16 protein-coding genes, 1 tRNA gene and 1 pseudogene are annotated in these 21,447 nt (G+C 57.3%); 8 read left to right on the top strand and 10 right to left on the bottom strand.

What is annotated here, in order from left to right; all coding sequences use genetic code 11:
- Positions 1-269, top strand: a pseudogene (locus ACFO5Q_RS15050) (1,3-1,4-beta-glycanase); the annotation flags it as partial.
- Between the two features lie 255 nt (positions 270-524).
- Here ACFO5Q_RS15050 and ltrA read toward each other — a convergent pair.
- The gene (gene ltrA, locus ACFO5Q_RS15045) at positions 525-2,243 is read right to left on the bottom strand and encodes a group II intron reverse transcriptase/maturase (RefSeq protein WP_068144101.1); all 1,719 of its coding nucleotides are present in this window, start codon (positions 2,241-2,243) and stop codon (positions 525-527) included.
- 1,359 nt (positions 2,244-3,602) lie between these two features.
- Positions 3,603-3,692, bottom strand: a tRNA-Ser gene (locus ACFO5Q_RS15040).
- 194 nt (positions 3,693-3,886) lie between these two features.
- On the opposite strand from ACFO5Q_RS15040, the gene ACFO5Q_RS15035 reads away from it, so the two are divergent.
- On the top strand, positions 3,887-5,218 hold the full coding sequence (locus ACFO5Q_RS15035) for an amidohydrolase (protein ID WP_068144037.1): 1,332 nt from the start codon (positions 3,887-3,889) through the stop codon (positions 5,216-5,218).
- Between the two features lie 3 nt (positions 5,219-5,221).
- On the opposite strand, the gene ACFO5Q_RS15030 is transcribed toward ACFO5Q_RS15035, so the two are convergent.
- Positions 5,222-5,788, bottom strand: a complete 567-nt coding sequence (locus ACFO5Q_RS15030) for a PAS domain-containing protein (protein ID WP_068144036.1) — start codon at positions 5,786-5,788, stop codon at positions 5,222-5,224.
- A 72-nt stretch (positions 5,789-5,860) separates the two neighbouring features.
- On the opposite strand from ACFO5Q_RS15030, the gene ACFO5Q_RS15025 reads away from it, so the two are divergent.
- Both ACFO5Q_RS15025 and ACFO5Q_RS15020 read left to right on the top strand, forming a co-directional pair.
- Positions 5,861-6,280: a VOC family protein gene (locus ACFO5Q_RS15025; protein ID WP_380084400.1), complete on the top strand. Its 420-nt coding sequence runs from the start codon at positions 5,861-5,863 to the stop codon at positions 6,278-6,280.
- A gap of 35 nt (positions 6,281-6,315) precedes the next feature.
- Positions 6,316-6,771 carry a methyltransferase family protein gene (locus ACFO5Q_RS15020; protein ID WP_068144033.1) on the top strand — a complete coding sequence of 152 codons (456 nt, stop codon included), beginning with the start codon at positions 6,316-6,318 and terminating at the stop codon, positions 6,769-6,771.
- A 3-nt stretch (positions 6,772-6,774) separates the two neighbouring features.
- On the opposite strand, the gene hutG is transcribed toward ACFO5Q_RS15020, so the two are convergent.
- From hutG to ACFO5Q_RS14995, 5 genes are read right to left on the bottom strand one after another with little or no spacing between them, the layout of a single operon-like run.
- A complete protein-coding gene (gene hutG, locus ACFO5Q_RS15015; protein ID WP_068144032.1) occupies positions 6,775-7,569 on the bottom strand; it encodes an N-formylglutamate deformylase in 795 nt (264 codons plus the stop codon).
- Positions 7,566-9,119, bottom strand: a complete 1,554-nt coding sequence (gene hutH, locus ACFO5Q_RS15010; RefSeq protein ID WP_197420928.1) for a histidine ammonia-lyase — start codon at positions 9,117-9,119, stop codon at positions 7,566-7,568. Before hutH ends, hutG begins: the two co-directional genes overlap by 4 nt.
- A 17-nt stretch (positions 9,120-9,136) precedes the next feature.
- On the bottom strand, positions 9,137-10,795 hold the full coding sequence (gene hutU / locus ACFO5Q_RS15005; RefSeq protein ID WP_068144030.1) for a urocanate hydratase: 1,659 nt from the start codon (positions 10,793-10,795) through the stop codon (positions 9,137-9,139).
- Positions 10,796-10,832: 37 nt separating this feature from the next.
- Positions 10,833-11,558, bottom strand: coding sequence for a histidine utilization repressor (gene hutC, locus ACFO5Q_RS15000; RefSeq protein WP_068144028.1), 726 nt, complete (start codon positions 11,556-11,558; stop codon positions 10,833-10,835).
- Positions 11,555-12,931: a formimidoylglutamate deiminase gene (locus tag ACFO5Q_RS14995; RefSeq protein WP_068144026.1), complete on the bottom strand. Its 1,377-nt coding sequence runs from the start codon at positions 12,929-12,931 to the stop codon at positions 11,555-11,557. The genes hutC and ACFO5Q_RS14995 overlap by 4 nt, the downstream gene beginning before the upstream one ends.
- A 105-nt stretch (positions 12,932-13,036) precedes the next feature.
- On the opposite strand from ACFO5Q_RS14995, the gene hutI reads away from it, so the two are divergent.
- A complete protein-coding gene (gene hutI / locus ACFO5Q_RS14990) occupies positions 13,037-14,239 on the top strand; it encodes an imidazolonepropionase (protein WP_068144024.1) in 1,203 nt (400 codons plus the stop codon).
- 9 nt (positions 14,240-14,248) lie between these two features.
- Here hutI and ACFO5Q_RS14985 read toward each other — a convergent pair whose 3' ends face one another.
- Together ACFO5Q_RS14985 and ACFO5Q_RS14980 are read right to left on the bottom strand one after the other, a co-directional pair.
- Positions 14,249-15,640, bottom strand: a complete 1,392-nt coding sequence (locus tag ACFO5Q_RS14985) for a hypothetical protein (protein ID WP_068144023.1) — start codon at positions 15,638-15,640, stop codon at positions 14,249-14,251.
- A 17-nt stretch (positions 15,641-15,657) separates the two neighbouring features.
- Positions 15,658-16,377 carry a Crp/Fnr family transcriptional regulator gene (locus tag ACFO5Q_RS14980; protein ID WP_068144021.1) on the bottom strand — a complete coding sequence of 240 codons (720 nt, stop codon included), beginning with the start codon at positions 16,375-16,377 and terminating at the stop codon, positions 15,658-15,660.
- A 97-nt stretch (positions 16,378-16,474) separates the two neighbouring features.
- Here ACFO5Q_RS14980 and ACFO5Q_RS14975 point away from each other — a divergent pair, with 97 nt between their 5' ends.
- The 3 genes from ACFO5Q_RS14975 (at position 16,475) to ACFO5Q_RS14965 (ending at position 21,430) form a co-directional block, all read left to right on the top strand.
- Positions 16,475-17,317, top strand: a complete 843-nt coding sequence (locus ACFO5Q_RS14975) for a sterol desaturase family protein (protein WP_068144019.1) — start codon at positions 16,475-16,477, stop codon at positions 17,315-17,317.
- A gap of 58 nt (positions 17,318-17,375) precedes the next feature.
- Positions 17,376-18,887: a UbiD family decarboxylase gene (locus ACFO5Q_RS14970; RefSeq protein WP_068144017.1), complete on the top strand. Its 1,512-nt coding sequence runs from the start codon at positions 17,376-17,378 to the stop codon at positions 18,885-18,887.
- 329 nt (positions 18,888-19,216) lie between these two features.
- Complete coding sequence (locus tag ACFO5Q_RS14965) at positions 19,217-21,430, top strand: toll/interleukin-1 receptor domain-containing protein (protein ID WP_068144016.1); 2,214 nt, start codon at positions 19,217-19,219, stop codon at positions 21,428-21,430.
- Positions 21,431-21,447 lie beyond the last annotated feature (17 nt).

The following is a 21,447-nucleotide window of genomic DNA, read 5'->3' as shown; positions in this document are numbered from 1 at the left end:
TGCTGATCGGCGGTGATGGTGCGGACACCTTCTTCTTCGGCAACAATCACGGCAATGATGTTGTGGACGATTTCGACACCGCGCTCGATACCCTTTACCTGGTCAATACCAATACGGACTTCACATCAGTTAATGATGTTCTGGCTGCCAGTCAGGAGACGACCGTGAATGGGGAAGCAGGTGTGTTGATCGATACTGGGGACGGCTCCTCTGTATTCCTGGTAGGGCTGGGTCTGTCTGATCTCCAGTCCGCCTCGATCGACCTCTAGCTACAGCGCGGTCACTAGGCTGAGGAGGGAGCTCCGGCTCTCTCCTCTTTTTTTGGGCAACAGGAAAGCCCCGGTTACTGGATTGGGCAGACAGCCAAAACAGGCACCGACGTCGCCAGAGCGACATCCAGCGCAACAAAAAAGGCCGCCCCGAAAGGGACGGCCTTTTTAAACCGGGTAGGGACAGAGCATTGCTGCTCCATCCCCCCCTAAGAACCGTGCGTACAAGTTTCCCTGTACACGGCTCAAGCCTCTCTAAGCCCTTATCGGAGTGAGGACCGGCTCATCCGATTGAGGATCGGAACGATGTATCTGCCGATGGCAGACCGGATGAAGAGCCACAAGATTGTCCATCTTGTCCGTCCCGCCATGCTGGCGTTCGATGACATGATGTACATGCACCTCTTCTTCAATCGTCAGAGGTAGTCCGCAATGCGCGCACTGACCCCTTTGACGCCTGATGAGCGTCGGCTCCAGTTTCCGGTGCTGGTATTTCTCCAGCAACTTCTCCTGTTGCCGCCGTTCGAAATAGGCATCCCATGCCGGATCGAATGGATTGGCATCCATCCTAACCTTGGCATGGCGACGGATTTTGGTGTCTTCAGCCAGAAGCTGAGAGACAACCTCGTCCGTACCCGTTTTCTCATTCCGGTCTTTCGCCGCGAAAATCCAGTTTCGCCGTCCCTTGGTCATGAAATAGCGCTTCATGATCCACTTGGCCGGTTTCTCTGGATGCCGCCGTTTGGCCCATCGCCATTGCAGTTTCCACAGGGCATGGTCCACATAGGTGAACGTCTGCCCGGCAGCGACCGATTTGTGATAGTTCGTCCAGCCACGAATGACCGGATTGATCTGCCATATCAGCCCCTGCTGCGTGGCGGCCGCGTTCTCTTTGAAGAGGGTCCGACATTTATCGAGGAATGCTTGCACATTCTTCTTCGACGGCTGGATCAGGCATTTGCCCTTGTACTTGCGCACGTTCCAGCCGAGGAAATCGAAACCGTCGTCAATATGCGTGATGCGGGTTTTCTCCTGAGATAGCACCAAGCCACGGTCGGCCAGATGTTTTTCCACAAGAGGTTTGACCTCATCTTCCAGAAGCTCTTTCGAGCTGCCGGTGATGATGAAGTCGTCCGCATACCGCACGAACGAGACCTTGTTGTGTTTGTGCCGGTTGGCCTTGATGGTGATCGACCCGAAGGTCTCCACCAGCTTAGCCTCCAAGCCATCGAGCGCGAGGTTCGCGAGCGTGGGGGAAATGATACCCCCTTGCGGCGTCCCTGCTTCGGTGGCCTTGAGCCGACCCATATCCACAACACCTGCTTTCAACCATTCCCGGATCAGGGTCTTGTCCATCGGAACATTCTCCATCAGCCAGTCATGATCTATGGCATCGAAACAGCCTTTGATGTCGGCTTCCAATATCCACTGGGCACTACCGTTCTTGTCGAGAAGATTCTTGACTTGTTCGATAGCGTCCTGTGTGGAGCGACCGACGCGGAACCCGTATGAGTTCCGGTCTGCCGTGGTTTCCGCCACCGGCTGCAAGGCCAGAAGGTGCAGCGCCTGCATGGCTCTGTCCCTCATGGTCGGAATGCCCAAAGGGCGCTTCTTTCCATTGGCCTTGGGGATGTGAACGCGCCTGAGCGGCATGGCTCTATAACCGTGCCGCCCGAGGTCATCCACCGCCCACCGTTTCAAAATAGGCCGCGACCACGTAACCCCGTCAACGCCGGGGGTCCGTTTTCCGCGGTTTTCCGTCACTCTCCTGACCGCCAGCGCGCGACCTGAAAAGCTCCGGGTCAGAAACCGTTGCAGGGTTTTCACCTTGCGCCAGTTCCTCTCTCGGGTTGCCTTGGCAATTCGGACCTGTAACCTTCTGACATTCTCTTCCACGCGGGACCAATCGATATCGGCCCAGTGGTCGGGAACGCCGGAGGCAACAGCATCCTCATTACAAAGATGACTAATCATGCTTACCTCCTTGATTTCGCAAAGCGCGCTTCTTACATTCAAAGATGCAAGAAGATCGAGCATTTGCTTGTCTTTGGAGGCGGTTACTGGGTTCCCCGAAGGGAGCCGGTAATCGCCTCCCTCCGTTTTAGAAGTGTTTCCTTGGTTCGTCTCACCATGAGACACCAGATGCAAGTCTGCTCCCCTTTCGGGTGGGATAACGTTTAAACCCCTATCCGCCCCATTACAGAACGGCCTTCGCTTTTTGCATCCTCTTCTGCCCGCACCTGCATCAGCATTCCTTACGGTTTGCCTGCCCCAGAACTTCCCTCTCTTGGAGAGGTGGCAAAGTTCCTGCCCGTTCGAATATCCGCCCTCCTTGGGAGAGCACAGGATTCGAACTTCGGGGCACAGATACGGGTTTACCCAGTTCCCCTTTGATAACACGGATGGGTTAGATACTGTCTGTTCGCCGGTGGCCTGAATGTCAGCGCCGCCCAACCGCCAAGTGGACGGACCGGCCACACACCTTTTGGTTAAGGCCCTATCTAGCAGCTTGAGCCTTTGGTCCTTCACGACGTTTATCGACAGTTCACTTGCGTTTATCATACCATCCAACCTAGCTCCTCATCCGCCTTGCTGCTGGCAGAATCCATGCCGAACCCTTGCGGGACGACATGCCTTTCGGGGATACATTGTCGGGACGCTTGGCACGCAGCCGTTACCAGCTACGCACTGTCCCCAGGTTACTGTTGGCTGAACAACAGGTTCGCTACCGGGCATGCCCGGTTGAGCAATTATCAAAGAAGCTTTCGTCATGCTCATTTCCTTGCTCTGGAAAACGCAGACGCGAAGAGGACATGTCAGATCTTTTGCTAGGCTTTGCCTGCTGAGGTTCTGACAAACGCTGAATCATGAAGGGAGGGTTGTCATCTTGTAGATGCGCGCCAGCCTTCGCAGATACCGTGTGGGTATCCGATCCAACTATCCTCTTCGCTCTGCGCGGGGAATTTATCCCCAAACAGCCAAGAGTTGGCGCCTACAAGAGACTTTCATTGAGCAGTTATTGCTCACTACTTGTCTAGAATAGACTAATCACTCATCACCGACCTTGGTAGTGCCCTAAGGGCCTCTACGGGTCTGTGTCCGACGTTCGCAAGAAAGGTTAAAGACTTGCTTATGTCAGCAACTGAGCAACCATTTGTTCTCACCGATCAACGGAGTGACCTCAAGAACCCCCGATTCCTTGCTATGGAATCAGATTTCGCGACTGAACTGGTCGCGCTGGAAATAAGTCGGCTGAAACCAATCAACCTCCCAATCGCTAAATAATTGTTATATTTCAATTACTTAGCAACAAGCACAACCTACTGGTCGCAATGGCGGAGAGGACGGGATTCGAACCCGCGAGGGGCGTTAGCCCCAACTCGCTTAGCAGGCGAGCGCCTTAAGCCACTCGGCCACCTCTCCGCCGCCGTGGATAGCCAAGTGCGCCCCCTGAGTCAACGACACAATCAAACCAGACATAAAAAAAATTCGACCCCCTTTCGAATCCCCCTATATTCGTAGCAACAACTTACGACTGAAACCGGAACAAAAGAAAGCATGGCGGAGCCCCGCCGCCGCGTTCCGGCAGCGCCTACCAACGGGATTTGAGGGACAAGATGAAAAAATCAATTTTCAAAACCGCAACCATTATTGGCCTGATGGCCTGCACAAGCCTGACGGCCACCGCCGACAATCACAGCCTCAAGGACACCATTGCCAAAGACTATGACTATCTTGAGGACCTGTTTGTTTATCTGCACAAGAACCCTGACCTTTCCTTCCGCGAAAGCGCGACCGCAGAACGGCTTTCGAAAGAGCTGAGCGCGCTCGGGTTCGATGTCACCACCGGCGTTGGCAAAACCGGCCTGGTGGCCATGATGAAGAACGGCGAAGGGCCAACACTTCTGATCCGCGCCGACATGGACGGCCTGCCGGTTGAGGAAAAATCGGGCCTGCCGTATGCATCCACCAAACGGCAGGTGAATATGGCCGGGGTTGAAATGCCTGTGATGCACGCCTGCGGTCACGACATGCATATGACCGGGCTTGTGGGCACAGCCCGCCAACTGGTGGCGATGAAAGACAAATGGCAGGGCACCGTTCTTCTGGTCGGGCAACCGGCAGAGGAGATCATCAGCGGCGCCAAGGCCATGATCGAAGACGGCCTTTATGAAAAATTCCCGCGGCCTGATTATGCCGTGGCGCTGCATGTGGCAGCACAAGCCCCAGCCGGCACGATCGTCTACCGGCCCGGCATTATGTACAGCTCATCGGATAGCGTGCATATCACGGTGCACGGCGTGGGCACACACGGCGCTTCCCCGCATCTGGGTAAGGACCCGATCGTGATCGGCGCCCAGATCGTGAATGCGCTGCAGACACTGGTGGCACGTGAAATTTCACCCCTCTCGCCGGGCGTTGTTACCGTAGGCACCTTCCACGCGGGCACCAAGAACAACATCATCTCCGACAAGGCAGAGCTGACGCTGACCGTGCGCTCGAACGACGAGGAAGTCCGGCACAAGCTTTTGCAGGGCATCAAGCGCATCGCGGAAAACACAGGCCGTGTGGCAGGCCTGCCGGAAGACAAGCTGCCAACAGTTGAACTTTCGATTGAAAGCACACCAACAACGGTGAACGACAAGGCGCTGACAGCCCGCCTAGATGATGTGCTGCGGGGCCATTTCCCCGAAGACCAGGTGGCCTATTACGAGCAGAAGAATATGGGCGCAGAAGACTTCGCCTATTTTAGCCAGGTAGACCCAGCCGTTCCGGGCTTCTATTTCATCGTGGGCGGCACACCGCAGGAAGCCTTTGACGCGGAAAAGAATGGCGGCCCAGCTGTTGCCGGGCACCATTCGCCGCTGTTCAAGATTGCGCCTGAACCATCTATCAAGGCAGGCGTGGAGGCTATGACAGTAATCGCACTGGATCTCCTTGGGAAATAACCCCTAGATGGTAACCTTGAACTCACCCAGCTTGCCGGCTTCTGCCGGCAGGCCGTAGCCCAGGTCGATCCATTCTCCCGGCTCTTGCCAGTCGGCTGTGATCGGGTCGCCCAGGAAATGGGGGGCTGGTGTTTCCAAAGCTCCGGGACGCGACACCGAAAGCGCCAAGATGCAATCCCCTGTACCGCCGTCTCCCGCCACCGGCAAAAGCGTGATTTCCAGCTTGAGCGTATACCCGCGCGAATAATCGCTATCCAGGTGCATGCAGCAACCAGCCGGTTGGCCACAAACCTTTCTCAACACATCCAGCACCTGGCCCCGTTGCGCTGGGGCAATGAAGGCCATGTAATCCAGGCCTGTGATTTCGGCCGCGATTCGCTCTGTGATGTTGGTGCCCGCCATCAAAACGACACATCGTTCCCCCTTCAGCCTGACCACGGCAAGGTTCGGCACAAGCGCCGGCAATTCATAAGGTTTGAACTCGTTCCTGTGTGGCACACGCGCACCATCCGCCTTCGGCCATAGCCGCCAGCGATTTTCAAGCTCCACGCTCTGTTGACTTCGGATCATTGCTGCTATTCTCTTCCCCCAGAGACAGCTGATAGTCTCACAACTTATGGTACAAGTCACGCTATAGGGAGCATTTTAATGATTCCGCCATTTCACCTTGCCGTCCCGGTTGACGACCTTGCCGCAGCCCGCGCTTTCTATGGCGATTTGATGGGCTGCCCGGAAGGCCGCTCCAGCGACAAATGGATCGATTTCAACTTCTTCGGCCACCAGTTCGTGGTTCATCTGGGCACGCCTCTTGGGCAGGCAGACACCAATGATGTGGACGGTAAGCAGGTGCCCAGCTTCCATTATGGCGCGGTGCTGGACTGGGATAACTGGCACGCTCTGGCGGCCAAGCTTGCTGCAGCGGAGATTGAGTTCGTAATCGAACCCGGCATCCGGTTCGAAGGCGAAGTAGGCGAGCAGGCCACCATGTTCTTCCTCGACCCCGCCGGAAACGCCATCGAGTTGAAGGCCTTCAAGGACCCATCCCAGCTTTTCGCGAAATAGCGCGCAATCAATGTACAAAACCCCGGGGGAGTTAAATGAAACTGTCAGAGAAATCCAATGTGCCACGCATTCTGCCGCCCCATCTGTTTCTGCTGACAGCTATACTGATGTTAGGCATCGGATACATGGAGACCGGCAGCATAGGCGTGCGCTTCTGGCCACTAACCCTGACAGCCTTTGGCATCTGGTTGGCCCTGCGGGAAAAGAACCGCTTTGTGGCTGCAGGCACCAGCTTCTATCCGGGGGAGGATGCCCACAAGCTGATCACAGAAGGCGCCTACCGCTTCAGCCGCAACCCTATGTATCTGGGTATGGTGCTTGCCCTTGTCGGCTTGTGGCCGCTGACGGGTGGCTATTGGCCTGTGGCGCCTTTTGTGCTCTTCATCAGCATCATCACCATCAGGTTCATCCTGCCCGAAGAGCGACGGCTCGAGGAATTATTTGGTGAAGACTATCGCACCTTTAAAAAGAAAGTGCGCCGCTGGCTTTAGTCCCTAACTCTGCGGCCTCCAGTCCAGCATGGCCTCAAGCATCGCCTGAATGGGCTGGGCCACATTTCTGGCGCGCTCCGGCAAATAGCTGTAAGGGAAGACCTCTTCCATATAGGTGATCTGCGACAGTTCAAGCTGGATGGCATGCACGCCGTGCGCTGGCTGGCCGTATTTGCGGGTGATGAAACCGCCCTTGAAACGGCCGTTCAATATGGCGCTATAGCCCTCAGCCTGCTGCGCCACCGCGAACACGGCCTCAGCCAGATCCGGGCTGCAGGACAGGCCGTCATTAGTGCCCAGGTTGAAGTCCGGCAGGCGGCCATCGAAGAAGCGCGGCACTTCCGAGCGGATCGAATGCGCATCCCACAAAAGCGCATAGCCGTGGATATGGCGCACCCGCTCAATTTCGGCAGCGAGCGCATTATGGTACGGCTTCCAATAGTGGTCCACACGGTCGCGCTGTTCCGCCTCATGCGGGGTTTCCCCAGGCAGATAGACAGGCTGCTCATCAAACGTGGTGGTGGGGCACAGTTCGGTGACATTCTGGCCCGGATACAGGCTTTTGCCCGATGGATCGCGGTTGAGGTCGATCACATAGCGCGAATAATGCGCATGCAGGACCGTGGCGTCCATGCCGGTCAGAAAGCCATAGAGCGCAGGCAGGTGCCAATCCGTATCCGCGATCTTGAGCGCGTCGGCTGTCATCCGGCTTGCGTACGGCCCGAGCTCCTCACCGCTGTGCGGCATGGAGATAATGAGGGGGCTATGCCCCCTCTTAAGGTCAAAGACTTGCGTCAAAGCGCTTGGCTCCCAAAGCTTGCGGACGGCAGGAGCGTCTCCACATAGCCATTCAGGCTACCGGAGGCCACCAATTCCCGCGCGGCCTCAATATCAGGGGCAAAGTAACGGTCTTCCTTGTAGAAATCTACCCGTTCACGAATGAGCCCATAGACCGCCTCAAGCGGCTCGCTGGACTTGAGTGGCCGGTGGAAGTCGATCCCCTGCGCCGCACCCAAAAGCTCCACAGCAATCACCGCACTGGCGTTGAAAGCGATGTCATGCAGGCGGCGAGCGGCGAAAGTTGCCATCGAGACATGGTCTTCCTGCCCCGCCGATGTGGGGATGCTGTCCACGCTTGCGGGGTGCGCCAGCGTCTTGTTCTCGCTCACCAGCGCAGCCGTTGTTACCTGCGCGATCATAAAGCCCGAATTCAGGCCGCCGTCTTCCACCAGGAACGCCGGCAGGCCGGACATTTTCGGGTCCACGAGAAGAGACGTGCGGCGTTCGGAAATGCTTGCTATCTCACATGCGGCAATCGCCAGCATGTCGGCCGCCATGGCCACCGGTTCAGCGTGGAAGTTGCCGCCAGAGAGGATATCCCCCTCGTCCGGGAAGATCAGCGGGTTGTCGGTCACGGCATTGGCTTCGGTCAACAGCGTGTCCGCCGCCTGGCGCATCACACCAAGGGCCGCGCCCATCACCTGTGGCTGACAGCGGAGGCTGTATGGATCCTGCACCTTCTCGCAGTCTTCATGGCTGGTGCGGATATCGCTGCCAGCCAACAGGCTGCGGTACATGGCCGCCGTGTCGATCTGGCCCTGCTGGCGCCTGACCGCATGGATGCGCGGATCGAACGGCACGTCAGAGCCCTTCATGGCATCCACGCTCATGGCGCCCGCGATCATAGCTGAAGCGAAGACATTCTCGATCTCAAACAGGCCCGAAAGTGCAAGTGCGGTCGACACCTGCGTGCCGTTCAAAAGCGCGAGGCCTTCTTTGGCACCAAGCTTCAGCGGCTTGAGGCCGATCATCTCCAGGCCTTTTTTCGCGTCCATCACCTTGCCTTCATGGCGCACGTCACCGTACCCCAGAAGTACCGCAGACATGTGTGCCAAGGGCGCCAGGTCACCCGATGCGCCCACAGACCCCTTCGCTGGGATCACAGGGTACACACCGTGGCTGAGAAGCTTCAAGAGCGCATCGATCACCTCACCGCGGATACCGGAATGGCCCTGCGCAAGAGAGGTGGACTTCAGCGCGAGTACAAGCCGCACGACACCGTCCTTCAAGGGCTCACCCGTGCCAGTCGCGTGGGAAAGTACCAGGTTTTCCTGCAGCTTCTCAACGTCCGATGCCTTGATGCGCGTGTTGGCCATCAGACCAAAACCGGTGTTGATGCCGTAGGCGGTGTCGCCCCGGTCGATCAGGTCGGTCACCGTTTGCCGGGCGGCATCAATGCGCGCCTGGTCGGACTTATCGAGCGTCAGCTCTGTTGGCTTCTCATAGATATGCCGTAGGTCCTGCAGGCTGAAATGGCCTGCCTTGCGGATCATTTTATGCACTGTCATGTTCGTGTCCCCACTCTCTACTTGTCGAGCATCGGAAGGTTCAGGCCCTTCTCGCGTGCACAATTTTTGGCAATGTCATAGCCCGCATCCGCGTGGCGCATCACGCCCGTCGCCGGGTCATTCCACAGTACACGGCCAACGCGCTTGGCGGCAGCCTCCGTGCCGTCACATAGGATCACGACACCCGAATGCTGGCTGAAGCCCATGCCCACGCCGCCGCCGTGGTGGAGGCTGACCCACGTAGCGCCCGACGCCGTATTCAGAAGCGCGTTCAGAAGCGGCCAATCGCTTACCGCGTCAGAGCCGTCCATCATGGCTTCAGTTTCGCGGTTAGGGCTCGCCACAGAACCACTATCCAGATGGTCGCGGCCGATCACCACAGGAGCCTTCAGCTCACCATTCTTGACCATCTCGTTGAACGCGAGGGCCAGACGATGGCGGTCACCGAGGCCGACCCAGCAAATGCGTGCTGGCAGCCCCTGGAACTGGATGCGCTCACGCGCCATATCCAACCAGTTATGCAGGTGCGGGTTATCCGGGATCAGTTCCTTCACCTTCTGGTCGGTCTTGTAGATATCTTCCGGGTCACCCGAAAGCGCGGCCCAGCGAAACGGGCCAATGCCCTGACAGAAAAGCGGACGGATATAAGCCGGCACGAAGCCCGGGAAATCGAATGCGTTTTTCACGCCTTCGTCGAACGCCACCTGGCGGATGTTGTTGCCGTAATCCACGGTGGGCACGCCCATCGCGTGATACTCAAGCATCGCCTTCACATGGATCGCCATCGACGGCTTCGACGCAGCGGCCACAGCCGCAGGGTCGGTCTCACGCTTGGTGAACCATTCCTCAACCGTCCAGCCAATCGGCAGGTAGCCGTTCACGGGGTCGTGCGCCGATGTCTGGTCCGTCAGCGCATCCGGGCGAATGCCCTTTTTCACCATCTCTGGCAGGATTTCAGCGGCGTTCCCAAGCACACCAACAGAGATGGCTTTGCCTTCCGCGTGGGATTTTTCAATGATCGCCAGCGCTTCCTCGACCGTGTCGGCGCGGGTGTCCAGATAGCCAGTCTTCAGGCGGTAGTCGATACGGCTTTCCTGGCATTCGATAGCCATGCAGCTTGCGCCCGCCATGGTGGCTGCAAGCGGCTGCGCGCCGCCCATGCCGCCAAGGCCCGCCGTAAGTATCCATTTGCCCTTCAGGCTGCCGCCAAAGTGCTGGCGGCCCATCTCAACGAACGTCTCGTAGGTGCCCTGAACGATGCCCTGGCTGCCGATGTAGATCCACGATCCCGCCGTCATCTGGCCGTACATCATCAGGCCTTTTTTATCGAGCTCGTTAAAGTGCTCCCACGTCGCCCAGTGTGGCACCAGGTTGGAGTTGGCGATCAAGACGCGCGGTGCATCTGTGTGGGTTTTGAACACGCCCACCGGCTTGCCCGATTGCACCAGAAGCGTTTCATCTTCTTCCATGCCGCGCAGGGTGGCGATGATGGCCTCATAGCATTCCCAGTTACGCGCAGCCTTGCCGATGCCGCCATAAACCACAAGTTCTTCTGGGTTTTCGGCCACCATTGGGTCCAGGTTGTTCATCAGCATGCGCATGGGCGCTTCAGTAGCCCAGCTTTTACATGTCAGCTCCGCGCCGTGCGGCGCATGGATATCAGGGCGGTTTTTCATATTCTTGTCCCTTCTTTTGAACGGATATTCTTCGTTGTTATTGGGTTGCCGGCGCACCCACGGGGGAGAATCGCGCCGTCAGTTCATAGCGGTCACCGGGGTAAAGTAGCCGCGCATAGCTCGCGACCCGCTCCCCGGTCCATGTTCGGCGGCTGATTTCAAGGCAGGGAATGCCTGCCTCAATCTCAAGCAGCCTTTGTTCTTTGTTTGTGGGTGCAACCGCCCGCACCACATGCTCTGCCCGCAGAAGCGGTGCCACCGCGAGCAGATAATCCGTTGGCGTAGAAGCCGTAAAATCCTGTGCCAGAAGCTCGGGCGCGATCTCGGGGTTTACCCAGCGCTCTTCAAGCTCAATCGGCATGTCGTCGCCCTTGTGGACAATCAGCAGGTAGAAAACCTTGTCGCCCGCGGCTCGGCCCATCTCGACGGCCACATCCTTTGTCAGCGCGATTTCTTCCTGGAACAGAACAGTGGCTGACCATTCCTCACCGCGGGCTTCCAGTTCGCCGCGGATCGATAGGATATCGGCGGCATGGCCGCGCATGCGGCGGTCAGCGACAAAGCTGCCCATGCCCGCGCGGCGAACGATATGGCCCTCTTCCGTCAGTTCCCGAAGCGCGCGATTGACCGTCATGCGCGATACGCTCAGTTCGCGCACCAGCTCATTTTCACTCGGCAGCTTGTCGCCCGCATCATAATCACCTGCCTCGATGGCATCCATGATATGGCGCTTGACCTGCTCGTAACGAGGGACCGGGATCATGCGCCTTCCTCTTCCATCAGGCGGGCGATGCGGCCCACGGTCTCATTGTAGCGGCCAAAGATCTCGTCTTCTTGCGGGTGCTTGCCATCCTGGATAATCCAGTCGCCCGCCACCATCACATCCGTGATGGGGTTCGACTGGCCGCTGAACACTAAAGCATCCACAATCTGGCTGTAGGCCGCGCCCGCGAACATGGGGGCGGACCGATCAAGGACGATCAGGTCTGCGCGCTTGCCCACAGCAATCTCGCCAATCGGCTGCGCCAACGCCTGCGCGCCGCCCTTTGCCGCCTGCCGCCACAAATGCTCGCCCGTATGGCCGCCCTCCGCGCCCGTCAGGACCGTGCGGGCCTGCCGCGCCAGCCGCTGGCCGTATTCCAACAGGCGAAGTTCTTCACGGGCATCAATGCTGATGTGGCTGTCGGACCCGACGCCGAAGCGACCGCCCGCTTTGATGAATTCATGCGCCGGGAAAATGCCGTCACCCAGATTGGCTTCCGTTGTGGGGCACAGGCCCACAACACAGCCACGTTCGGCCATGCCGCGCCACTCGGCTTCCACCACGTGGGTTGCGTGCACCAGACACCAGCGCTCGTCCACATTCTGGGTGTCCAGCAGCCACTCAACCGGGCGCTTGTCCGCCCAGTCCATGCAGGCATTCACTTCGCGGGTCTGTTCGGCGATATGGATGTGGATAGGCGCTTTCATATCCAGCGTCTCGATTGCGTCAATCGCGGGCGCGAAGCTTTCCTCTGGCACGGCACGCAGGCTATGGAACGTCAGCCCCAGCCTGTGGCGGCCATCAAAGCGCGGCTTCAGGACCTTCAGGAGCCGCGTGAAATCATCAGTGGTGTGGATAAAGGGTGCCTGCCCGGAAAGCGGCGGCTCGCCCCCGAAGTCGGACGCCTGATAAAGAACCGGCAGGTGTGTGAGCGCAATACCGCTTTTGTCCGCCGCCTTCAGGACCGCTTCGGACATCACAAGCGACTGGTCCTCGTGCGCGTTATGCAAATAGTGGAACTCGCCCACCGCGGAATAGCCGGCCTTCAGCATCTCCACATACAAGGCGCTTGCGATCACTTCGACCGCCTCGGGCGTCATGTGGCGGGCGAAATGATACATGGCGGTGCGCCAGCTCCAGAAGTCAGACGCGCCGGCTTCACGGAATTCGGCAAGGCCAGCGAACGCGCGCTGGAAGGCGTGGCTATGGAGGTTGGGCATGGCCGGCAGCACAGGGCCGTGTACAGGCGTGCCCGCAGGGGCCTTCACCCCGCTTTCAAGCGCGGTGATCATGCCGTCCGGCGCCACGGTCAGGCAGATATCAAAAAGCCAATCCTTGCCCACCAGACCTTCGGAAAAATAATGTTTTTGCATCGCCCTCTCCAACTTGTATATACAAGTTCATACAAGTGATACTTTCTGTCAATCGAATCTTGTGATACTCGAAAAGGCTGGGGGAGGAAGGTTAAGGGAAAGCCTATGTTTGACACGCTGTTGCGCAACATCAACGTCGCCACCATGACAGAGGGCGGCGCGCCCTACGGTGCCATCATGGATGGTGCGATTGGTGTCAAGGATGGCCGACTCGCCTTCGTTGGCCCGGTGACTGACCTGCCCGCTGGCGCGTCTGCTGTTGAGGAAATCAGCGGTAACGGCATATGGGCATTCCCTGGGTTTGTTGATTGCCACACCCACATTGTCTATGGCGGTAACCGCGCCCGCGAATTCGAAGAACGCCTGAACGGTGTGTCCTATGAAGAGATCGCGCGCCGGGGTGGCGGCATCCTCTCGACTGTAAAGGGCACTCGTGCTGCAAGCGCGGAAGAGCTGACAGCCTCTGCGGTGAAGCGCCTGAAACGGCTGGCCGCAGACGGCGTGACCACGGTTGAAATCAAATCCGGCTACGGCCTGACGCTTGAAGACGAGGTCAAGATGCTGCGGGCCGCCAGGGCTGCCGCGAAAGAGGTCGGCCTGCGCCTGCGCACCACCTTCCTGGGCGCCCATGCCCTGCCCCCGGAATATAGGAATGATAAAGACGGCTATATCGCCCATGTGTGCGATGTGATGATCCCCGCGATCGCAAAAGAAGGGCTGGCCGACGCGGTCGACGCCTTCTGCGAAGGCATCGCTTTCAGCCCGGAGCAAACGGCGCGCGTGTTCGACGCCGCGAAAAAGCATGGCATCAGGGTGAAGCTGCACGCGGATCAGCTATCAGACCTTTCAGGCGGCGCAATGGCTGCCCGTTATCAGGCCTTATCAGCCGACCATCTGGAATATGCAAGTGCGACAAGCGTACGCGCCATGGCGGACAGTGGCACCGTTGCCGTATTGCTGCCAGGCGCCTTCTATGTGCTGCAGGAAAGCAAGCGCCCGCCGGTAGAGATGATGCGAAAGGCCGGCGTGAAGATGGCCCTGGCAACAGATGCCAACCCCGGCAGTTCACCTGTGCTGTCGCTGCAGCTGATGCTGCACATGGGATGTACACTTTTTGGCATGACACCAGAAGAAGCTCTGCGTGGCATCACTTTGAATGGCGCACGGGCCTTGGGTCTGGAAGCTGAACTTGGCAGCCTTGAAGTGGGCAAACAGGCTGACATCCTGCTGTTTGACATTTCCGAGCCCGCAGAACTGGCCTATTATGTCGGCGGCGTGCCGCCCGAAAAGATTATCCGGGCATCTTAGGCCGCCCACCTAATGTAGGGTAGCCCCGACACCGGTTGCAGTGGCATTTGTGAGCTGGAACAGTCGCCTGCTTCCAGCCTCATAGAACCAGATTTTCTGGTGCGGCTCGGCCAGATGCGCCTTCAGGCCTATCACCGGGTCTTCGCGCCCACCGAATACTATTTCCCGCCCAGGAAGCGCATCTAGCGGAGCGGTACACGACAAATGGTTCGGGAATTTTTTGTAGGTGGTCATCCTACTATTGCGTGAAACAAGTGGCTGATCGGATACTTTGAAAAATCGTTCGTTTCGGGTGCGTTGCTCCACCAGCCATACATCTGCGTCATAACGTGGCCAAACATATGGCAAAGCGGTTTCCTTTCCTTCTTTCTGACGATCCATCAATAAACGCAGCAGCCCAAAATCTACATAATAATTAGGGCGCCCTCTTTTCCCTTCTTGTACTGCAGCCAGCCCTTTGAACAAGGCGGGATTGCGCTCTGGAGTCAACCAGACATCGCCCGTAATACGCGAGAGCGCCTCAGAGAACGGCTCATTCCGACGCCAGATATAATCTTCATATACGACAAGCGGCAGCGAGAAGAATCCTAACTCCATCGCCTTGCATGCGTCTGCCGAATTGCGAAGAGCCAGATAAGGCTTTAGTGCTGGACGCAAGGCTGGCGTTACAACCACCGGCACCTGAGGTCGCTTAAAAGCTTGGACAGATTTTTCTTGTGGTGCCTCGCCAGTTTCCAAAAATCTGTCCGCAATTTTCTTGAAATCGGCCCCTTCGGGATCGCCATCAATATCCCACTCGAAAGAAACATCAACACCCAACAAATGTCCGGGCGGCACACCATCCACCCTGTGCGGGGTCAATATCTCCACTTCTCTGGGTGCATACATATTATCCACCCAACGTACATTCGCTAGAATCCGGCCAATGCTCCGCTTGGCTCCTTTTGGAGTATGATGAAAGGCTGATCGAACCGACTTTACTTCCCAGTTACAGACGTTATGGGGGAAATCGATGATTAAACCGGACCCATCTGCAAACTCATGCTCAATGGGAGGGGCGTCAAATGTATCTCTGCCGCTTTGCACCCAACCATTCCGCAACAGCTTCTTTTCCATCTGGCACGAAGCAGGCTGGCTCAGCGTGACCGACCCTCCAGCCACGTAGACAGTCAACCGGATCATCATCGGTACCTTGCGCTCAAAGATGGCCTCATCTGCAGCGCATGCAGAGAAACCTGCGAATATCAGGCTCAAGCCCAACCACAGTGATCGCATCATATCCCCCATCAGTCTGACTTCAGCCACATGTAGCAGATCGGCGCAGACAGGACAAACCTGCATGCCTTGAATATCAGCGAGCCCGCCGAACTGGCCTATTATGTTGGCGGCGTGCCCCCTCACAGGATCATCACCGCAAGCTAAAGCGCTGCGTCTGTAAAGAGGGGCGTTGTCGGCACAACCGGGTCTATGGTTTCAAACCCTTGCAGCCAAGCCCTGAGGCCGCCCCTGTCCAGCACTCGCACGCCGCCATATTCGGTGGCGACAAAACCCAAGGCTTTATAGTCCGCCAGCACCTGCGCGACAGCCACACGGCTAACGCCCATCAGGTCCGCAAGGGCGCTTTGAGTTGCGGCGATAAAAGCATCCCCCGAGCCCTTCACCATCGACAAGAGCGCCTTCCCCAGCCGGTATTTGAGCGGATAGCGCCTCAGGTCATCGACCCATTCCAGCATGTGATGCAGCCGGACCGTCAGAAGCGAGATGATGGGTGCTGCAAGCGTTGGTTCATCCAAAAGAAGCTGGTCGAACTGGGCCTTGGACAAATGGCTGATGACCGTCTCGCCTTCGGCGTAGCCGTCATGGGTGCGCGGCAAGCCGCCAAACACGGTGAATTCACCATAGCACTGCCCGGCTTCCAGAACGGCTGTCGTGATAAAACGCCCTTCCCTGTCGCTTTTGCCGAAAACAACCGATCCCGACTTTATCACCGAAAAGCCGGCTGTCCGGTCCCCCCTGCTCTGGATATGCTGCTTGTGGTGATAGCGCTTTACGGCGCCAATGGCATCGAAGCGCGCCCGCATCTCAGGCGGCAGCACCTCCATCAGGCCGGGAATGCCGAAATTGAAAATGAAGCTCATGCACAGAATGTAAACTAGTTAACATTCCTGGCCAAGAATAAAGGTTATTGTGCACATCAGGGGAAGGCCACTGGCCGCATTGGAAGGGACGTGACACATGCCATACGGGCTTATTCTTTTTGCAATTTTTTTCGCTTTCGCAGCGGCTGAAGCGTTACGCTCCACGTTCTTTTCTCACGCCAATGAAAAGCCCGAAGACAAGTGGGTGGAAATCATTGGCAGCATATTCCTCTTGGCCGCCACACAGCCAGCTGTGCTGATGGCCTCCACATATGTGAGCGGCTGGATCGCGCCAGACGCCGCCGGCGCGCTGGCAGACGCGCCCATATACGCAGGCGTCGCCCTGTTTCTGGTGTTTGACGATTTGATGCAATATTGGTGGCACCGTGCCTCGCACACCTTCCCGTGGCTATATGGCCTGCACCGGTCGCACCATAACGCGGAATATATGAGCATCCGTATCGTGTACCGGAACAATATCCTCTATTACGCCTTCATGCCGTCGCTGTGGTTCGCGGGCGCGCTGATCTACCTTGGCCTTGGCCATATCTATGCCGTCTATATCATCTTCAAGCTGCTGGTGATCTATGGTGCCCATTCGAATGTCTGCTGGGACAAGAAGCTCTATGCCATCAAATGGCTGTCGCCCCTGATGTGGGTGGTGGAACGCACCATCAGCACGCCATCGACCCACTTTTCCCACCACGGCAAATACTCCGCCGACCCGGCGACCAACTACAAGGGCAATTTCGGCAACCTGCTGTTCTTCTGGGACGTGTTGTTCGGCACCGCCAAAATCACCCGCAGCTACCCCAGGGAATATGGCGTTGAAAACCTTACGCCGATGAGCGCCGGTGCCCAGCTTCTGTGGCCCCTGGTGCGGGATGAGACCACGCCGTTTGAGGAAACAGCGCCCACAGCGCCAACGCCCGCGGAATAGAAGGCGCGCGACAATTTCGCCATAGCGCTTTTTTGCGAGCTCTATTATAAGCCCTTCTATGGCTTATGATTCACTCAGAGATTTTATCGACAGGCTGGAAGCCGAAGGCCGTCTGGTACGCGTGAAGGAACCCGTTTCCACCGAACTGGAGATGACGGAAATCCAAACCCGCGTGCTCCACGCTGGCGGGCCGGCGCTGCTGTTTGAAAATGTGCTGAACGAACGCGGTGAAAAATCCGACATGCCGGTGCTGGTGAACCTTTTCGGCACCGTTGAGCGCGTGGCCTGGGGCATGAACCGCGAGCCGGATGAGCTCCGCGAAGTGGGTGAAACGCTGGCCTTCCTCAGGCAGCCGGAACCGCCGCGCGGTATCAAGGACGCCATTGACCTGCTGCCGCTGGCGAAGCAGGTGCTTTCGATGAAGCCGAAGCGCGTCAAGAAAGCGCCCGTGCAGGAAGTGGTGCTGACCGGCGACGATATCGACCTCGACAAGCTGCCGATCCAGACCTGCTGGCCGGGCGAGCCCGCACCGCTGATCACTTGGCCGCTGGTGGTGACCAAAGGCCCGTCTGACAAAGCCCAAGACAATTATAACCTTGGCATCTACCGGATGCAGAAGCTGGGCAAGAACCAGACCCTGATGCGCTGGCTGAAGCACCGGGGCGGTGCCCAGCAGTATCAGCGCTGGAAAGATGAAAAGCGCGAGCCCGTGCCTGCCGCTGTTGTCATCGGCGCGGACCCAGGCACCATATTGGCGGCTGTCACGCCGGTGCCGGACACGCTTTCGGAATATCAGTTCGCAGGGCTTCTGAGGGGCAAGAAGGTGCCGCTGGTGGACTGCAAGACCGTGCCGCTGCAAGTGCCTGCGACGGCGGAGATCGTGCTTGAGGGCTTTGTAAGCCTGGATGACTACCGCGATGAGGGCCCGTATGGCGACCACACGGGCTACTATAACAGCGTTGAGAAATTCCCGGTCTTCACCATCACCGCCATCACCATGCGGAAAGACCCGATTTACCTGAGCACTTACACAGGTCGGCCGCCGGATGAGCCTGCGATTCTGGGCGAGGCGCTGAATGAAGTGTTCATCCCGCTTCTGCAGCAGCAGTTCCCGGAGATAACAGATTTCTGGCTGCCGCCGGAGGGCTGCAGCTACAGGATCGCGGTCGTCAGCATCAAGAAGGCCTATGCCGGCCACGCCAAGCGCGTGATGCAGGGGGTCTGGTCCTTCCTACGCCAGTTCGTCTACACCAAGTTCGTGATTGTGGTGGATGATGATATCGACGCGCGCGACTGGAAAGACGTGATGTGGGCGATTTCAACCCGGATGGACCCGGTGCGCGATATCGTGACGGTGGAGAACACACCGATCGACTATCTTGATTTCGCCAGCCCTGAAAGCGGCCTTGGCGGCAAGCTGGGCATGGACGCCACCAACAAGGTGGGCAATGAAACCCACCGCGAATGGGGCACCGAGATTTACATGGAAGATAAGGTGGTCGACAAGGTCGACGCCATCTGGAACAGCCTTGGCATCCCAGGCGAAAACCCGAAAATCTGGAAGAAGTAGCCTTTGCCCCTCAATTCAGCAGATTCGCACGCCCCTTCCCAGCACCACCAGTTCAAAAGCCTTTTACCGTTTTTGACACACCAATAGATTATCTTGATTCATCTTATCCGTCAGCCTTAAGGAAAACCGCAGAAAACAAGGTAAACTTTTAGGTAAACGAACAATATAAGCTCTATGGCGCAAAAAACTGCCATTCTTCGCGCAATCCTGAATTGAGCCACACGCCCTAATCTGTCATCAATAAGTGCAGCAGGCCCTTAAAAGGCCGCAAAGGTTGTTTTTATCGGTCGACCGATAAGCGCTTAAAAACGCACATGCATGGGGGTGCAATGTCTGTATCACAATTTCGGTACAAGGCTTTTATCAGCTACAGTCACGCCGACAAGGTCTGGGCCGAATGGCTGTTGAAATCGCTCGAATCCTATAAGGTTCCGAAGTCCCTCGTTGGCCAAAAAACAGACTTGGGCGAAGTGCCAGTACGCCTGGCCCCCATCTTTCGTGACCGGGATGAACTACCCGCTGCACACCGCCTGACAGACCGGCTGTCTGAAGCGCTCAAGGCATCCGAGTTCCTGATCGTGCTGTGTTCTCCAAGGGCCGCAAAGTCAAAGCTCGTTAATCGCGAGATCATTGAGTTCAAGAAAACTCACGGCGATGGACAGGTCCTGTGCATGATCGTGGACGGCATGCCTTTCGCGGACAATCCCGAACAAGAATGCTTCCCGGAAGCCTTGCTGCACAGCTTCACAGAAGACGGTAAAAAAGCGGGACTGTCAGCAGAAGGGCTTGCCGCCGACCTGCGCGCTGAAGGTGACGGCAAGAAACTGGGACTGCAAAAGATTGTGGCAGGCATGATCGGCGTGGGCCTCAATGACCTTGTGCGCCGGGAAGAACAGCACAGACAAAGAAACATGATCGCAGTCACAGCAGCGGCTTTCATTGGCATGTCAGTGATGGGCGCCCTGACCTATGAAGCGAGCATGGCGCGGCAGGAAGCAGAACAGCTCCAGACCATTGCCGAGGAAATGAGCGAAATATCGAAAATGCGGCGTTCTGACGCCGAAAGCATGGCTTTCTTCATGCTGGAAACCGCCTACTATGATCTGCTGAAAGTTGGGCACCTGAAATCTGCCGAACAAATCGTCACCAAGGTCAAAAACTATTATACCGAACAGGACTTTGACACGCTCTCTCCCGGGCAAGCTATCAGATTGACTGGTGCCATGCTGCGGCTGGGACAGACCTATGACCGCCAGGGGCACAGCGACAAAGCCAAGGAACAGTTTGACCAGGCTTTCGACATTGTCAGTGAATTGATCGCACAAAGGCCTGATGAGGAATTATTGAAATTTCGCATGGGTATCATCCTGTTCTTTCGCGGCTATCTAGCTGCCCGAACGGGAGATTACCAGCTCGCGGAAGCAGACTACCGTGAGAGACTTAGGCTTCATTCACAGCAGGACATCATACCGGCTCATCCGAACGGCCCTGACACGGAGGCCGAGAGGCGCGCCAACGCCCGCGAACAAGTGGCCGATTCCCAGGGCGTTTTGGCCGACCTGTTGGCTGGCCCGCTTGGCAACATTGAAGAAGCACTCCCATTAGCAGAACAAAGCCTGGCCACAAGAAAAGAACTGGCCGAGGCAGCGCCCCACAGCAACCGCGCCTATGTTGACCTTGCCAGCAGCTATCATTATCTCGGCAAAATTCACATGCTTCGGGGCGCGTATGATGCTGCCCTGAAGGCCTTCAGAGAACGGCAGGCCATATTCGACATGCTCATAGAGCGCGAACCGAAAAACCTCCGGTTCAAGAGGCGCGGCCTGATGACCAAACAATATATCGCAAAACTGCTGCTGCAGCAGGGCAAGACCGTGGAGAGCCAGCATCTGATGGAAGCGGGTGCATCAGGCTTTGACCTGCTCACAACCACAGATCCTGCAAACACCATGTGGCTTGCTGACTCCGGTGAAGCCTATATCAATTTGGCGGCTTTCTATATTCAGACTGGGCAACATTACAAGGCGGTCGCCCCCCTGGCTGTTGGACAAAAGCAACTGGCGGAAGCACTGAACCGGGACAATTCAAGAAGCAAGCGGCGACTGGCCTCTTATAAAGGGCACTATCTTGAAGCGCAGCTGGCATTGGCAGAAAGAAGGCCTGAAAAAGCCAATAACCTGTTGGCGAAAGTGCGTGAAAGCCTGAACGCGGAAGCTGATCATTTCCACCGGATGCCGCAGTCCCTTGAACTGGAAGCGAAAGTGTCCTTCCTTTCGGGGTGGCTACAGCAGGATTTAGGCGGCCCTGAAAAGGCTCAGGAAACCTGGCTTGCTTTTGCCTCCCGTGCCGAAAACAGCCCCGCAAGCTTATCGCCCCCGACCAAGGCGATGCTGGCCCAATGCTATGAAGGCGCCAACATGCGCGACATGGCACGCGGGATTCAAGCAGAGCTGGAGGCCATGGGGTATGATGAGCCTATCCTTTTCCAGGTCGGCAGCCCCAAATATGTGGTTAACAACCCGCAACTGGACAGGCGCGAATAACGCCCCCAGCGGGCTCT

The organism is Kordiimonas lipolytica (assembly GCF_042651265.1).
GTDB classification, from domain to species: Bacteria; Pseudomonadota; Alphaproteobacteria; order Sphingomonadales; family Kordiimonadaceae; genus Kordiimonas; species Kordiimonas lipolytica.
Note: the sequence above shows the minus strand (reverse complement) of the source record. Positions and strands in the feature narration are given on the sequence as shown.